15 protein-coding genes are annotated in these 14,852 nt (G+C 54.7%); 11 read left to right on the forward strand and 4 right to left on the reverse strand.

Annotated features, from left to right (window positions below):
• Positions 1-222 precede the first annotated feature (222 nt).
• The 7 genes from BQ5456_RS09920 (at position 223) to BQ5456_RS09950 (ending at position 6,686) form a co-directional block, all read left to right on the forward strand.
• Entirely contained in the window at positions 223-1,575 is a 1,353-nt protein-coding gene (locus BQ5456_RS09920) for a hemolysin family protein (protein WP_071130046.1), read from the forward strand.
• Positions 1,568-2,611 (forward strand): hemolysin family protein, encoded by a 1,044-nt coding sequence (locus BQ5456_RS09925; protein WP_071129827.1) that lies wholly within the window; start codon positions 1,568-1,570, stop codon positions 2,609-2,611. The genes BQ5456_RS09920 and BQ5456_RS09925 overlap by 8 nt, the downstream gene beginning before the upstream one ends.
• 81 nt (positions 2,612-2,692) lie before the next feature.
• On the forward strand, positions 2,693-3,514 hold the full coding sequence (locus BQ5456_RS09930; protein WP_071129828.1) for a M23 family metallopeptidase: 822 nt from the start codon (positions 2,693-2,695) through the stop codon (positions 3,512-3,514).
• Positions 3,505-4,230, forward strand: coding sequence for a glycerophosphodiester phosphodiesterase family protein (locus BQ5456_RS09935; protein ID WP_071129829.1), 726 nt, complete (start codon positions 3,505-3,507; stop codon positions 4,228-4,230). Before BQ5456_RS09930 ends, BQ5456_RS09935 begins: the two co-directional genes overlap by 10 nt.
• Before the next feature lie 27 nt (positions 4,231-4,257).
• The gene (locus BQ5456_RS09940) at positions 4,258-4,707 is read left to right on the forward strand and encodes a ribose-5-phosphate isomerase (RefSeq protein ID WP_071129830.1); all 450 of its coding nucleotides are present in this window, start codon (positions 4,258-4,260) and stop codon (positions 4,705-4,707) included.
• Positions 4,691-5,407, forward strand: a complete 717-nt coding sequence (locus BQ5456_RS09945; protein WP_071129831.1) for an ATP-binding cassette domain-containing protein — start codon at positions 4,691-4,693, stop codon at positions 5,405-5,407. The genes BQ5456_RS09940 and BQ5456_RS09945 overlap by 17 nt, the downstream gene beginning before the upstream one ends.
• Positions 5,397-6,686, forward strand: a complete 1,290-nt coding sequence (locus BQ5456_RS09950; RefSeq protein ID WP_071129832.1) for an FtsX-like permease family protein — start codon at positions 5,397-5,399, stop codon at positions 6,684-6,686. Before BQ5456_RS09945 ends, BQ5456_RS09950 begins: the two co-directional genes overlap by 11 nt.
• Before the next feature lie 99 nt (positions 6,687-6,785).
• Here BQ5456_RS09950 and BQ5456_RS09955 read toward each other — a convergent pair whose 3' ends face one another.
• Both BQ5456_RS09955 and pta read right to left on the reverse strand, forming a co-directional pair.
• The gene (locus BQ5456_RS09955) at positions 6,786-7,976 is read right to left on the reverse strand and encodes an acetate/propionate family kinase (RefSeq protein WP_071129833.1); all 1,191 of its coding nucleotides are present in this window, start codon (positions 7,974-7,976) and stop codon (positions 6,786-6,788) included.
• A 23-nt stretch (positions 7,977-7,999) separates the two neighbouring features.
• Complete coding sequence (pta, locus tag BQ5456_RS09960; protein WP_071129834.1) at positions 8,000-9,514, reverse strand: phosphate acetyltransferase; 1,515 nt, start codon at positions 9,512-9,514, stop codon at positions 8,000-8,002.
• Between the two features lie 152 nt (positions 9,515-9,666).
• Between pta and guaA the strand changes: the two genes are divergently transcribed.
• Entirely contained in the window at positions 9,667-11,259 is a 1,593-nt protein-coding gene (gene guaA / locus BQ5456_RS09965) for a glutamine-hydrolyzing GMP synthase (RefSeq protein WP_071129835.1), read from the forward strand.
• Between the two features lie 618 nt (positions 11,260-11,877).
• On the opposite strand, the gene BQ5456_RS09970 is transcribed toward guaA, so the two are convergent.
• Positions 11,878-12,291, reverse strand: a complete 414-nt coding sequence (locus tag BQ5456_RS09970) for a helix-turn-helix domain-containing protein (RefSeq protein ID WP_022349661.1) — start codon at positions 12,289-12,291, stop codon at positions 11,878-11,880.
• A gap of 140 nt (positions 12,292-12,431) precedes the next feature.
• On the opposite strand from BQ5456_RS09970, the gene BQ5456_RS09975 reads away from it, so the two are divergent.
• The 3 genes from BQ5456_RS09975 to BQ5456_RS09985 are packed head-to-tail and all read left to right on the forward strand — an operon-like array spanning position 12,432 to position 14,138.
• Positions 12,432-12,635, forward strand: coding sequence for a hypothetical protein (locus BQ5456_RS09975; RefSeq protein ID WP_006681531.1), 204 nt, complete (start codon positions 12,432-12,434; stop codon positions 12,633-12,635).
• Position 12,636: 1 nt separating this feature from the next.
• Positions 12,637-13,707, forward strand: a complete 1,071-nt coding sequence (locus BQ5456_RS09980) for a site-specific integrase (RefSeq protein WP_022349660.1) — start codon at positions 12,637-12,639, stop codon at positions 13,705-13,707.
• Between the two features lie 5 nt (positions 13,708-13,712).
• Positions 13,713-14,138 carry a plasmid mobilization protein gene (locus BQ5456_RS09985; protein WP_022349659.1) on the forward strand — a complete coding sequence of 142 codons (426 nt, stop codon included), beginning with the start codon at positions 13,713-13,715 and terminating at the stop codon, positions 14,136-14,138.
• Positions 14,139-14,141: 3 nt separating this feature from the next.
• Here the strand turns inward: BQ5456_RS09985 and BQ5456_RS10510 are convergent, their stop codons facing one another.
• The gene (locus BQ5456_RS10510; protein WP_205407873.1) at positions 14,142-14,846 is read right to left on the reverse strand and encodes an HNH endonuclease family protein; all 705 of its coding nucleotides are present in this window, start codon (positions 14,844-14,846) and stop codon (positions 14,142-14,144) included.
• Between the last annotated feature and the right edge of the window lie 6 nt (positions 14,847-14,852).

Here is a 14,852-nt window from a genome sequence, read left to right on the forward strand (position 1 = left end):
GGATGGTGAGAAAGTATCCACTAAGATACTAAGCCTAATTAGTTCTAAAGTCCTAGCATTTCTCTTGATATTGAGAGAGTTTATTTAGGCTTTACCAACATTGGTAGATTGCTATTAAAATAAGTTACGTATTGCCTACTTGAAGAGGTGTTTGTTGTGCGGCCTAACCCCAACTATCGGGTAACGGTGGTGTAGTTGCCTGCGAGTATTTACTACCTGCTAATGGTGCTTTTGGGTGTATTACTCACTATCGGTACCGCCCTATTTGTGGCCGCTGAATTCTCGATGGTGGCTTTAGATCCCGCTCAGGTAGAGGGGCGAGCCAAGCGTAAGGAAAAAGGCGCCGCGGGAGTGTTGAAATCTCTCCAACATTTATCAACCCAGCTTTCAGGGGCGCAGGTGGGAATCACCCTCACCACCATCCTTTTGGGATACACCACCCAAAATGCGCTTACCTCCTTATTTGCTGAGCTGTTGCAGGATGTAAAACTAGCTGCCTCGCTGGCCACTGCTATAGCGGTGATAGTAGCGTTGGTGCTGGTTAACGCCTTCTCTATGGTATTCGGCGAGTTGTTCCCCAAGAATCTGGCGCTAGCTAAACCTTTCGAAGTGGCGCGGATGGTTACTCCCTTTCAGCGCGCGTTCACCGTAATATTCAAGCCGATAATCACGGTTTTGAACGGGCTTTCTAACCAGGTGGTGCGAGCCTTGGGGGTAGAGCCTTTAGAGCAGCTGTCTTCGGCGCGATCCGCCTCGGAACTGGCGGCTATGGTGCGTCACAGTGCCGAAGCCGGTACTTTGGATTTATCTACTGCCACAATTTTTACCCGTTCAGTGGGTCTAGGAAAACTTTGTGCCCGTGACGTAATGACTGACCGGCGCCGGATGGAATCTTTAGAGGCGAACCAAAGCGCCGAGGACGTGGTAGAGCTTTCCCGACGTACGGGACATTCGCGTTTTCCGGTTCTGGGCAAGGATGCAGACGATATCTTGGGGTTGGTGCATTTGCGCCGGGCAGTGGCGGTGCCATTTGCTAAGCGGAAAAAGGTGCCAGTGACTGCACAGCCCTTACTGGTAGAGGCGCTTAGAGTTCCGGAAACTGTACGACTGGCGCCGCTTTTAGTGCAGCTGCGGGCCGCTAATCTGCAAATGGCGGTGGTAGTTGACGAGTATGGCGGTACCTGCGGAATCGTTAGCTTAGAGGACGTTGTGGAAGAAATCGTGGGGGAAGTAGCTGACGAACATGACTTGCGTAGGCGCGGGATCCGGCTGGAAGGTAAGAATAAATGGCTGGTGGATGGGGATTTGCGTCCTGATGAAATAGCCGACCGTATCGATGTAGTGCTGCCAGATGATGGCCCTTATGAAACCGTAGCCGGGTTGATGCTAGTAATTTTGGGAAAGATACCCCAAGTAGGGGAGAGCGTTAAAGTCCGTTCGCACACTTTGACAGTGGCCAAAATGGATGGGCGCCGCATAGAAAAAGTTTTGATAACAGCCGGCGTGCCGGAACCCACTTCTCCCGTATCTCAAACTCACCGTAAGCAACCGCGCAAGGGTGATAGTCATGTCTGATTGGGTGGCTTTATTAGTGGCTTTGATTTTGCTGGCAGCTAACGCCTTCTTTGTTGCCGGCGAGTTTGCGGTTACTTCTACCCGGCGCTCACAAATCGAGCCTCTGGTCGCGCAAGGAAAACGGGGAGCCAAAGCAGCGCTGTGGGCGGTAGAGCATGTTTCCTTAGTGCTAGCGGTAACCCAGTTGGGGATTACTTTGGCTTCTACGGGACTCGGGGCAGTTGCCGAACCGGCACTGGCACATTTAATTTTGCGACCTTTAAATTTCTTCGGGGTTTCCCCCGCGCTAGCTCATCCGATTGCTTTTGTGTTTGCGCTGGTGCTAGTGGTCTTCCTCCATATTTTATTAGGGGAAATGATTCCGAAGAATCTAACAGTGGCAGCGGCAGTGCGGGTTTGCCTGGTGATCTCCCCGCACCTGGTACGGATTGCTCGCGCGGTACGACCGATTGTTCATGCGCTGGATTCGACAGCTAACTGGTTTGTGAAACTGGTGGGAGTTACTCCCCGTACAGAGGTGGCGCAATCTTTCACCATTGAAGAGATGTCTGCGATTGTCGCTAAGTCCACGGCGGCAGGGACTTTGCGGGATGACCTGGGACTGCTATCTGGCACCTTGGAATTTTCTAAAGAGGACGTGCGTTCGGCGATGATTCCTCGCAGCGACTTAATCACTTTGAACTGGCCACTTTCGGCGGCTGATTTTGAGGCGGAGGTAGCGAAGACCGGGTTTTCCCGTTTCCCGATTAGCGATGAATCCGGGACTTTACGGGGATATTTGCATATTAAGGACGTAATTTTTGCTGATTCTACTGCCGCACGTGAGGCGCCGCTGGAATCTTGGCGAATCCGGGTCCTGCCCGAAGTTTCCCCCGATGAAGAAGTCGAGGAGGCGCTGCGGGTAATGCAGAAAACCGGAGTTCACCTGGCGAAGGTAACTGAAAACGGTCAAACTTTGGGGGCTATTTTCCTAGAAGATATCTTGGAAGAGCTGGTGGGGGAAGTCCGCGACATTATGCAGCGTAATTTGGAATAAGGATGATACTTCCCGCCCTGGAAAAATCGTTATAAATTCGTTATCATTTCAGGGTTGGTTAATTTCCCGGAGGAAGTAGGTATGCACGAATCGGCTATGCCCAAGCGTTCTCGCCGCGCCCAACGCGCCCGCCGGCGGCGTTTGCAGCGATTTGCGGCAATTCCGCGCGCCCTGGTGATTTTAGGGCTAGCCACAGTCACCATCATCGCTCCGCTGACCGGATTTGTGCAGGCACAAAAACCAGGATTAATGACCGCGCATGTGCTTTCGGTAGAGGGAGCTTCTAAGAGCTGGGCGGAAAGCCCAAATAAGCTCGCCAGCGGAGACCTGGAAACTGGATTAGTTCCAGATCCGGCGGCTAATACCCGTGCGCGTATTTTGAGCGCGGATCCTCAGTGTCAGTTCTCTAACGTAGGTTCCGGCAACAAAGGTGCCGAACAGATGGACAACGAGGGCGCAATATTATTTCCTTTGGAGCGCGGAACTTTCAGGCAAACCTCTCCCTTTGGAAATCGTATTCACCCAATTTCAGGAATCCGTAAACTGCATACGGGCACTGATTTTTCCGCGCCTGCCGGCACTCCGATTCACGCTTTAACCGATGGGGAAGTAGTCTTTGTTGGATCCATAAGTGGGGGCGGAAACACTGTGCGAGTTAAACACCTCATAGAAGGAAGAGTTGTTTTTTCCCAGTACAAGCACATGCTTCCGGGGTCTTTCGCTGTTACGGTAGGGCAAAAGGTCAAAGCGGGAGATAAGTTGGGGGCGGTAGGGTCAACCGGGAACTCTACCGGAAACCATCTGCATTTTGAAATAATGCCAGACCAGGAAGAAAACTACATAGATCCGGTACCCTGGCTAGAATCCCATCACTTTCGTTATCTAGGGCAAAAATGCAATTAGTTCCGCAGATAATTGCCCATCGAGGGGGCGGCGGGGAAACGGTGGAGAACACCCGGGAATCTATTATTTACGCGTCCTCGCTGAAAGTTAGCCGCTTTGAAACGGATGTGCGCGCCCTGAAAGATGGAACCGTAGTCCTGCAACATGATGAGCAGCTGGATAATCCCTGGGGGGATTCGCGTAAAGTTGGGGAGCTTTCCTCCCGCGAATACTTCGCTCTTCGCAGTCCGCAAGGTCAGCGCCCGATATCGCTAAAAAGCGCCCTGGAAGACTTCCCCGACCTCGCCTATAACGTGGATATTAAAGAACCTCGCGCCCTCAAAGGAGCTCTACAAGCAGTCAGTGATACGGACGCTTGGGAGCGGGTAGTTTTTTCTTCGTTTTCTACCAAGACGCTGCGCGAAGTGCGAAAACTGCACCCAGAAGCACAAACCTCCCTCTCACCACGCGAAGTGTTAAAGGCAGTTATTGCTGCTCACAGCGCAAATGTCCAGCTACTGAAAACTTCGGGAACCTTCGCCCAGGTACCCCTCAAGTGGCGGGGAATAACTATCGTTGACCGGGTGTTTGTTGCTTGGTGTCATCACCAAGGAATTCGGGTAGAGCCTTGGACTATCAATAATGAACAAGAAATGCGGGAACTAGCTCGCTTAGGTGTAGACGCGATTATGACTGACTATCCGGCACGTTTAAAAACATTGCTGGCAACGATTTAGTTAGCCGCGCCCTGGTAGAGTTGAGGTATGAGAATTCACGTAGCCTGCGATCACGCGGCATTTGAACTAAAAGAAGCATTGGTGGCTCATTTAAAAGAGCAAGGTCTGGAAGTAATCGATCATGGGGCTAAAGAATATGATGCCCAAGATGACTATCCCAACACCTGTATTCCTTGCGCCCAGGCCGTCTTAGCTGATGAAGGCTCCTTAGGAGTGGTACTCGGGGGATCCGGTAACGGCGAACAGATGGCCGCGAACTGTGTTAAGGGAATCCGGGCAGCCCTGGCCTGGAGTCTGGAAACCGCTAAGCTGGCACGCCAACACAATAACGCTCAGATTGTGGCAGTGGGGGCGCGGATGCATGAAACCTCCCAGGCTTTAGCCATAATTGATGCTTTCATAGCAGAGCCGTTTTCCGGGGGAGAGCGTCATCAGCGACGTATTGATTTAATGACCCAATATGAGCAGGAAAACTAATTCCCCGGTTAAACAGCTAGAAGTTCCCAGGGCGCGCCTGAACGAGGTTTACTACCCAGGGGACAACCCCGCGGAACCGCTGCTGGCAGGGGTATCTTTCACGGTTAGAGCCGGAGAGGTACTGGCAGTTATTGCCCCCGCTTCTGTCAATGCTGCTCTCGTGAACCTGATTGCTGGTCTAGATGACCCCAGTGAGGGCAGTATTGAAATCGAGGGACAAGATTTAGGATCCATGAGTCCCCAGCAGCGTGCTTGGCTGCGACGGGAAAAGCTCGGGGTGGTGATGCCCTCGGGAAACCTGGTTGGTGATTTAACTGTCGCCGAGAATATAGCGCTGGTTTATGAACTTTCCGGGATTAGCCACCAGCAGGCACTATCGCGCGCCGGGGTAGCTTTAGCAAATGTGCGTGCCTCTAAGATTGGTGATCACTATCCCCAACAAATAGGGATTTTCAACCAGCAAAAAGTGGCGATAACCAGAGCCGGACTGGGGGGAGCGAAACTGATATTAGCTTTCGATCCGGAACTAGAACTAGATGCGGCAGAGGGCGAACAGATTTTGCAGCTACTGCGCAAGCAAGTGGAAAACGGTAGTTCTTGTGTGTTGTTTTCGGCTCGAGAATCTCTAGCAGACTTTGCTGACCGCTCCTTGACAATTCAATCGGCAGCGGTAGCTGCAGGGGAGCAGGATGATGACTAGGGCCGGTTTGGTATGGAGATTGGGCTACCGGGGTCTTGTCCGAAATTCCCGCTATTCCACGCTAGCTTTTGCTCTGATTATGCTAGCAGCTTGGCAAATGACTGTAGTGACAATCTCGCAGGTAACCCGAGATCCGGTGGCGGCTTCTCCGCAAGAAGCAGTTTTCCCCGCAGCGAGCGCCGCCGTAGAGTACCGTCCCGGGCTTACTTGGCAACAAGTGGATGGTCTGGAGTTTTTAACTACCGACGGCCAGCGGCAATGGCAAATCGGGGAGGGGGCAAATCCTTTTGTTCCCGACAATGAAGATTTGCCAAAAGTTCTCGGAAAAACCCGGCAAGAACCCCTAATTTTCAGCTCCGGAAGTTTTCTGACGATTAGCTCTGAGGGCGATCGTGCGGAACTTGCGGGGCTGGCGGCAAACTGGCAGCTTCTAGATCCACTGGCAGATACGGCAGTAAAAGGAAAAAATCCGGTTAAAATCGATGAAATTTCTTTAAGCCGAAAAACCGCGAAGCAGTTGTCCGTAAAAGTGGGGGAGGAAGTCTTTGGCAGTAAAATCTGTTCCGCCAACACTTGTCTGAAGGACAGAAAGTATCGGGTGGTGGGAATGTTTTCGGCGCCCCACAGCTCGTGGCAACAGTTCCGATTGGCGCCAAGCGCGAAAAATACTTTTCTTAAGTCTCCCGCTAGCTTGCAAAATCAAGAAACTGTCCCGACCTGGCCATTCGCTAAACTTACCGAGCAGGAAAAGAAATTTCCTTACTTTATTTACTCCATCCAAGTATTAGCGGATACTGAAATATCTCCGGAAGAAAGGAGTAAGTTGAATGCTGCCCATTTGCGAGTTATTAACGCGGATGACCGGCCATATTGGGATTTTGAAGCGATTAGTTTTGCCCAGCGTATCTTGCTGTTCTTACCGGCAGTGGGCGTTTATCTGCTGGGATTGTTCTTGCTTAATCTGCCGGCCATGACGCGATTGATTCTTAGGCAGCGTGAGAGTTTCTGGGTCTTGCAACGTGTCGGCGCTCCCCCTCATCTGGTTTCTCAAGTTCTGGCAGCTCAAGCCATATTACTCGGTATCGGGGGCAGCCTCGCGGGAGTAATAGTTGGCTATGCTCTGCAACAAATCATTATCAGTCCCGATACTGGCGCACCGCATATCGTATTATTCTTCCTAGCTCTAGCCGCAGCCCTTGGGGTTTTGTGCTGCGTATTAGCAATGTTTAGGGCGCTAAAAAATACCCGGAGAAATCAGCCTCCCGCAAAAACTAACTAGAGAATAAGCCGAGCCAGACCCGGTAGCTGGCAATAGTAAAAGAGGGCGGGGATAGGAAACGTCCCATCCCCGCCTTTTAGAACGGATAAAGTTCTTTGGTTATAGCTTGACCAGCGAGTACACCTGTTGGGCGATTGCTAACTCTTCATTAGTGGGAACCACCAGTACCTTTACTGAAGAATCGGGGGTAGAGATGATGGCTTCCCGGGTGAAATGTTCTTTATTTACCTCTGGGTCAATTTTTACTCCCATAAAGGCAAGATCACGGCACAGCGCCGCGCGAACCCCGGGATCATTTTCACCAACTCCGGCGGTGAAAGTGAGGGCGTCCAGCCCTCCCATGACCGCCCAGTAGGCACCCACGTACTTCAATAGGCGATGCAAATAAATTTTCATCGCCATTTCGGCTTGTTCATCTCCCGCTTCGATTAGTTTCCAGTTTTCACGCATATCGTTATGACCGGTTAGGCCTTTCATGCCGGAACGCCGGTTGAGAAGCTCATCGATTTCATCGATGCTCATCTTGCCTTCCCGATACAAGTGGAACACTACTGCCGGATCGATATCGCCGGTGCGTCCTCCCATTACTAGCCCCTCTAGGGGGGTTAATCCCATAGAGGTTTCTACCGGGTGGTGGCGGATAATCGCCGACGCTGATGCCCCGTTTCCCAGGTGCAAAACAATCTGCTTTAAATCGGCAGTCCCCAATAGGGAGCGTACGCGGTGGGCAACGTATTGGTGGGAAGTACCATGTGCACCGTAGCGCCGAATCCGGTATTTTTCGGCGACAGATCGTTTCAGGGCGTAGGTGTAGGCCTTTTCCGGGAGGTGATTGAAGAAGGCAGTATCGAACACTGCTACGTGCGGCACTTTCGGCAGGATACGTTTAGCGGCATCGATGCCTTTCAAGTGGGCAGGGTTGTGCAAGGGGGCGAGGGGGCAAAGCTCCTCAATCAGGGAATGTACGGTCTTATCGATAACGGCTGGTCCCGAAAAATAAGGACCGCCCTGCACGATGCGGTGCCCCACTCCGACCACCTGGGAGTCTTCAAGCGCAGGACCGATGTTCTCGAAGAGTTCTTCTACAACCGCCATCCCCTCTAGGTGATCGCGAACCGGGCGTCGCATTTGATGTTCTTCGTCTTGGTAGACGTGCTTAATACGACTGCGCTCTTCGCCAATCTGCTCGACAATTCCGGAGGCTATTTCTTCTTTGCTCTCCGGGTTGATCAGTTTGTATTTAATCGATGACGAACCGGAGTTAATCACCAAAATGGTATCGTTTTCCATGTTTCCCTCCTCCTTGTAGGGGATTATCCCTGCGCCTGGATGGCAGTAATAATGATGGTATTAACAATATCTGCTACTAATGCTCCGCGCGAGAGGTCATTGACCGGTTTATTTAATCCCTGCAGAATCGGGCCGACTGCGAGTGCTCCGGCGGTGCGCTGTACCGCCTTGTAGACGCAGTTGCCAACATCGAGGTGGTTGAACACAAAAACGTTGGCTTGCCCAGCTACCGGCGAATCGGGGCGTTTGGTGGCGGCCACTTTCTGGTCAATGGCGGCGTCAAATTGCAAAGGACCATCTACCGCCAGCTCGGGGTGATTTGCTTTCACTAATTTAACGGCCTCAGCCACTTTGGTGACGGTTTCTCCGCTGCCAGATTCTCCGGTGGAATAGGAGATGAGGGCGACTTTGGGGTCAATCCCGAATTGGGTAGCGGTTTTGGCGCTAGAGGCGGCGATATCGGCTAACTGGTTACTATCAGGATTAATCGAAACCGCACAATCCGCATACAGATCCACGTGATCAGAAAACAGCATTAAGAACGCCCCGGATACGGTCGAAACTTCGGGCTTAGTCTTAATAATCTGGAGGGCGGGACGGATAGTATTTGCAGTGGTGTGACAGGCACCTGACACCATGCCGTCGGCGTCGCCGCAGGCAATCATCATAGTTCCAAAGTAAGCGGAATCTGTCAGCAGTTCCCGGGCTTTTTCGGGGGTGACTCCCTTATGGGCTCGCAATTCGCTAAGTCGCTGACTGTAACGCTCCATCAAGGCTTCATCCCGCAGCGAAACTACCTTAGCGTCACTCAAATCGAGCTGGAGTTCCTGGGCGCGGGTCGTAACTTCGTCCTCTTCGCCTAGCAGAATGATATTCGCAGCCGACAACTGCAAAATTTGCGCCGCTGCCTGTAGTACCCGGTCATCCTCAGACTCGGGCAGCACGATAGTACGCGGGGTAGCTTTTGCTCGCTCGGTCAGGATTCCCTGATAGGCAAGCGGGGGGATTGCGACGCGCGGCGGGTTTTGCAAAATCGGGCGGAGGGGAGCGAGGTCAGCGACGGTAACCTGGGAGCCGCTTACTGTGGCTACCGGGGCATGCTCCAGGCCTACCGAAGGAGTGAACGTGGCATTAATTAAAATAGTTCCCACCGGAGTGCCGCCATGGTGGGAAGCCGTTAGCGCCATTATATGGCTGGCGCTGATAGCGGCCTCCTCGTCCATTCCAGCGGCATCAATCAATAAAATCATGGGAGCCAGTAGGTGGGCGGCGGCGCGGGAGTGCACCTCGGTGATATCTAAGCTGGCAGAGGCAGTCGCGTAAGCGCCGTCATAGAGGGCGTCCTTATTGTTAGCAAAAGCCTTTATTATTTGCTGCGCTGCTTCCTCAGATTTTAGAATCCACTCTTCGGGGGAAGGTAATCCCTTTTGGAAAACTCTCTGTATGGGGTAGTTTCCTAGCAGCTCTGCCAAGGATTTAGCAATAGTTTCGGTATTAATATCTGCCTGTAAAGGAGCTAGATAATAGGATTTTTTCATAGGTAGCCTTCCCCCTCCGATCTTTTAAAAACTGTCCACCCCTAGACTATCAGGTCAATTGATAGCCAAATAAAAGCAAAATAACAGTTTGTGGTGATTGCTGGCGGGCGATTATTTTTTCCTGGGGCAGACTCCGGGAATGAATTCCCGGTATGCTGGGATACGTGAATGAATCAAGTCCCGATTGGGTACGTCCCGTCCTGGTTTTCGATATGGGTGCACAAACCGCCCAACTGATTGCGCGGCGGGTACGAGAAGCCCATCTCTATTCTGAAATTGTTTCTCCGAAACTATCTGCCGAGCAGATTTTAGCGAGGAAACCCCTGGCATTGATTGTCTCCGGGGGACCTAATTCCGCTTATGCAGAGGGTTCTCCCCACATCGATCCGCAGCTTTTAGACAGCGGAGTGCCGATTTTGGGAATCTGCTACGGATTCCAGATGCTAACCCAAATGTTGGGGGGCAAAGTTGCGAGTGCGGGGCGCCATGAATATGGCAAGGCGGAAGCGAAAGTCGCTACTGACTGCCCCTTGTTTGCGGACACTCCCGCCCAACAGGTGGTGTGGATGTCGCACAATGACGAGGCCAAGGCGCTGCCGGAAGGGGCAAAAGTGGTGGCCAGTTCACCGGGGGCTGAGATTGCGGCCTTCGAAATTGAGGGGCGTCCTATTTGGGGAGTGCAATGGCATCCCGAGGTGCGTCACAGTGAATACGGCAGCCAGCTAATCAAGAACTTCCTGTTTAAAGCGGCTGGTCTGGAGCCTAACTGGGATCCGCACTCTATTACAGAACACCAAATCCACCAGATTCGTGAGCGGGTCGGAAACGCTAGAGTGATTTGTGGTTTGTCCGGGGGAGTTGACTCCTCAGTGGCGGCCGCTCTGGTACACCGGGCTGTAGGTGATCAGCTTACCTGTATTTTTGTAGACCACGGTTTGCTGCGGGCTGGCGAGCGGGAACAGGTTGAACGTGATTATGCTGCCTCTAGCGGGGTAAAAATCGTAACCATTGATGAATCTGAACGCTTCCTGAAGGCCCTCGCCGGAGTGAAAGATCCTGAACAAAAACGCAAGATTATTGGGCGGGAATTTATTCGCGCTTTTGAGGACGCCCAGCGCGCCCTAGTGAAAGAAGCCGGCGAAGCCGGAGAAGAAATAAAGTTCTTGGTGCAAGGAACTTTGTATCCGGACGTGGTGGAATCTGGTGGGGGAGAAGGCGCGGCCAACATCAAGTCTCACCACAACGTTGGGGGGCTGCCCGAAGATTTGTCTTTCGAGCTGATCGAACCGTTACGCAGTCTGTTTAAAGATGAGGTACGCGCCCTAGGAACCGAGCTAGGGCTACCGGAAAATCTGGTGTGGCGTCAACCTTTCCCCGGTCCAGGTCTCGGAGTGCGAATCCTGGGGGAGCTGACCAAAGAGAACCTAGATATTTTGCGTGCCGCTGACCTGATAGTTCGCGAAGAACTCACCGCTGCCGGCCTTGATCGCCAGATTTGGCAATGCCCGGTAGTCCTCTTGGCAGATGTGCGCAGCGTAGGGGTACAAGGCGATGCCCGTACCTATGGGCATCCGATAGTTATTCGCCCAGTGGTTACCGAGGACGCGATGACCGCCGACTGGTTCCGATTGCCTTACGAGGTACTGGAACGGATTACTAACCGGATTACCGGGGATGTTCCCGAGATTAATCGGGTGGTGTTGGATTGCACTTCCAAGCCCCCGGGGACCATCGAGTGGGAGTAGGCTGATAGGGTTCTGACCTGCATTTTTGAGTGCCGCACTGTGCCGCTGAGTTTCGTTTCGTACGAGAGTCATGGCAAAGCCGCCAGCGATGTTGGTGAGTAAATACGATAACCGAGCCTCCGTTCCCGCGTTGGGACGGAGGCTTTTTCTTTGTCGTTTTACTCCCTTTCACCTGCGATTTCGCAATTTACTCCCCCGTGTTTCAAGACGGCAAGGCACGGTGCGGCATTCGGAGGAACGGGAGTAAGGATTCATCCCAAGTGAGTAGACGCGCGATTTTTGTCTCCGAGAGCCAAACGGGGCCGTTTCGGGGCCTGTGAAACTCAAATCGAACTCAATAGGCTTTTCGGCGGTCTTCTCACAGCGTTTTCCCAGGTGGTTAATGGGGAGTAAAGAATCTCGCCGCCTCAATGAAAACGGGAGTAACCAGGGGAAATGCCGCGGCGTACTGCCGCGTGCCGCCGTGTAAGCCACCGCGTCATTTACTCCCCAGGTGCGCCGGAAATGCCTTGGCATGCAATGGGGAGTAAAAACTCAGCTTACGCAGGCCCGAGCGGCGCTCGCCGCCTGGTCCACCGTCCTGATTCGGTTGCGTTGATCGCGAAATGCGGAGAGCCGCTACAGCGAGGCTTTCCAGTCCTCGTATTCGTCGGCGTCGATCTTGCCGTTTTCGAGCTGCGCGCGCTTCTCTGCCCACAGTTCGATCGCCATCGCGGCTTTGGGCGCGTGCGGCGCCTTGGGGTTCAGGGAGAGGCCCGTGCCGTCGGCTGCGGGCACGATGCCGAAGGAGTCCTCGAGCCGCACGAGCAGCGACATGAGGTCGCCCGCAGTCTCGACGCCGTAATCCTTGAGGGCGTTGACGGACACGCCGAGCGCCGCGGAGATGGACTCGAGCAGCTCGGGCTTCACGGCGCGGATGCCGCTCTCGTAGTGGCGCACGGCCCCCTCGGTCAGGCCGACCGCCTCGGCGAGCTGCGCCTGCGTCATGCCGCGCGACTTGCGGTACCGCCTTATGTTCTCGCCTACGGACATGAGCCCTCCTCCTGGAATTACGTACCAGCACATCTTATCAGCGTACGCAAATGTACGCAATTCTATTGACAGTACAGATATGTACGTTTACTCTGAATCTGTGAACCGTACGTATCCGTACGCCATTGATTGGAGGAGCCATGGACGAGAAGGTGGCGAAGACGCCGAGGCCGCACATGCTGGACGCCGACGAGGTCGCGGAGCTGCTGAGGATCAAGAAAGGCAGCGCCTACGAGGTGATCAGGAAGATAAACGCCGAGCAGGAGGCGCGCGGGCGCGTGGTCATCCGCGGGCGCGTTCGAAGCGACGTCTTCGACGCCCTGTACTTCCCGGAGGTGGACTGACATGCCCGTGTACAAGGACGACGGCAACGGCACGTTCTACGTGCAGTGCTACTACCGCGACGCCCGCGGCTCGAAGCGCCACAAGACGAAGCGCGGCTTCTCCTCCGAGGTGGAGGCCGCAGTGTGGGAGAGCCAGTTCAAGAGCCTTAACGGCGGGGCCATGGACATGACGTTCTCCGAGTTCGTCGAGGTGTACGCCTCCGAGGTGAAGCCGCGCATACGCGAGCACACGTGGATCACCAAGGAGTACATCATCAACGACAAGCTCGTGCCGTTCTTCGGGGACATGCGCATGTGCGACGTGAGGCCGATCGACGTCATCAGGTGGCAAAACGAGCTCACCGAGCACCGGGACGCCGACGGGAAGCCCTGGGCACCGACGTACCTGCGCACAGTGAACAACCAGCTCAACGCCATCTTCAACCACGCCGAGCGCTACTACGGCCTCAGCGACAACCCGGTGCGCAGGGTCGACAAGATAGGCTCGAAGAAGGGCGGCGAGATGCAGTTCTGGACCAAGGACGAGTACCTGAGGTTCAGCGAGGCCGTCATGGACAAGCCTCTCTCATTCCACGCCTTCGAGCTGCTTTACTGGACGGGCATACGCTGCGGCGAGCTCCTGGCGCTCACGCCGTCCGACTTCATGCTGGAGAGCTCGCGGCTGCGCATCAACAAGTCGTACCAGAGCCTCAACGGCGTTGACACCGTGACCGACCCCAAGACGCCCAAGTCCGTGCGCACGATCGTCATGCCCGCCTTCCTGCGCGACGAGATGGCGGACTTCATCGAGATGCGCGACGACGTCGCCCCCGACGAGCGCCTGTTCGCCGTGACCAAGCACTTCCTGGCCCACGAGATGGAGCGCGGGTGCAAGGCGTCGGGCGTGAAGCGCATCCGCATACACGACATACGCCACAGCCATGTGAGCCTGCTGATAGAGATGGGCTTCTCCGCGCTGGCCATCGCCGAGCGCATGGGCCACGAGGCGGTGGACATCACCTACCGCTACGCGCACCTGTTCCCCACGAAGCAGGACGAGATGGCCGCCGCGCTCGACGGGGCGAGGGGGTAAGAAGGATGCCGTGCGAGAACAGCGCCCGCAAGCGCAGCAAGACGATGGCGTTCCGCTGCACGCCCGAGGAGCGCAAGCTCATATGCGAGATGGCAGCCTGGAGCGGCATGAACAGGCAGGACTACATCATCGCCAAGCTCACCGATACCCAGGTCGAGGTGAGGCCCTCCGTGAGCGTGCAGAAGGCACTGAGGGACTCGATGGCGGAATTGGCCAAGGAGGTGCGGCTGGCGGCCTCCTACGGCGAGCTGAGCGAGTCCCTGCAACAGAGAATTGAGCACGTGATGAGGTTCTTCCTAGCGCTCGGCGAGCCTCTTGACGCGCCGACGGAAGAGACATCGCCACGAACTACGTTTTTGGAAGAGCCGGTTCCATCCGTCATCGATGCGGGTTCCGACACCGCAAGCATCTTCGAGATGGGACGCAGGTAGGGCCTAGCGCCAGACCTCCAACGCCTTGTCCGCAAGCCATTCGGCGCGATCGGCGATATCGCCCTCGTTCCAAGACTCCTTCTCTAGGGCGCCGGCCATGGTCGCAAGGCCGGCGGCGCAGAGGGCAAGGCCGTCCTTGTATCCCTTTCCCTGCTTCTTGGTGGGCCAATCGGCATCGCGGATGGAGGCGTTGAGCGAATGCGTGATGATGGCGAGGTTGCCGAGCGTGAGGAGCTTCCGGTCCCTTCGCGTGGCAGCCTCATCGTCGAGGGCTCCCCATTTGTTGCGCCACTTCTTGGGCATCATGTGCTCGAGGGTGTACTGGTTGAACCCGAGCAGGGCCGTGCTGCTCATGCCCGGACGAATGGCGCTTTCCAGCAGATAGAGGACGCCCTTGGACTGGAGGTTGTACAGACACGATTCCTCGAATGCCGCTCGAACCTCGGCGTCGCCGGGCATGTACGTCGTCGCCTCGTCATTGGCTTCGAGAGCCTCCCTCAGCGCCTCCGCGTCCTTCACCTCGTTCAAGATCAGCGAGGTGAACAGCCTGTTGTAGTTCTTCGTGGTCGCCTGAACCAGCATTCGGCGGACGATGTAGCTCTCAAGCAGGGCGTAGATCTTAGATTCCTCGCTCGAAGACTCCGCGTTCTTTCGAACGTAGAGCACGTACGGGATGAGCGTCGAGTTCTTGAGGCCGAATATCAGCACGTTCAG

Origin of the sequence: Varibaculum massiliense (assembly GCF_900106855.1) — a bacterium.
Taxonomy (GTDB): domain Bacteria; phylum Actinomycetota; class Actinomycetes; order Actinomycetales; family Actinomycetaceae; genus Varibaculum; species Varibaculum massiliense.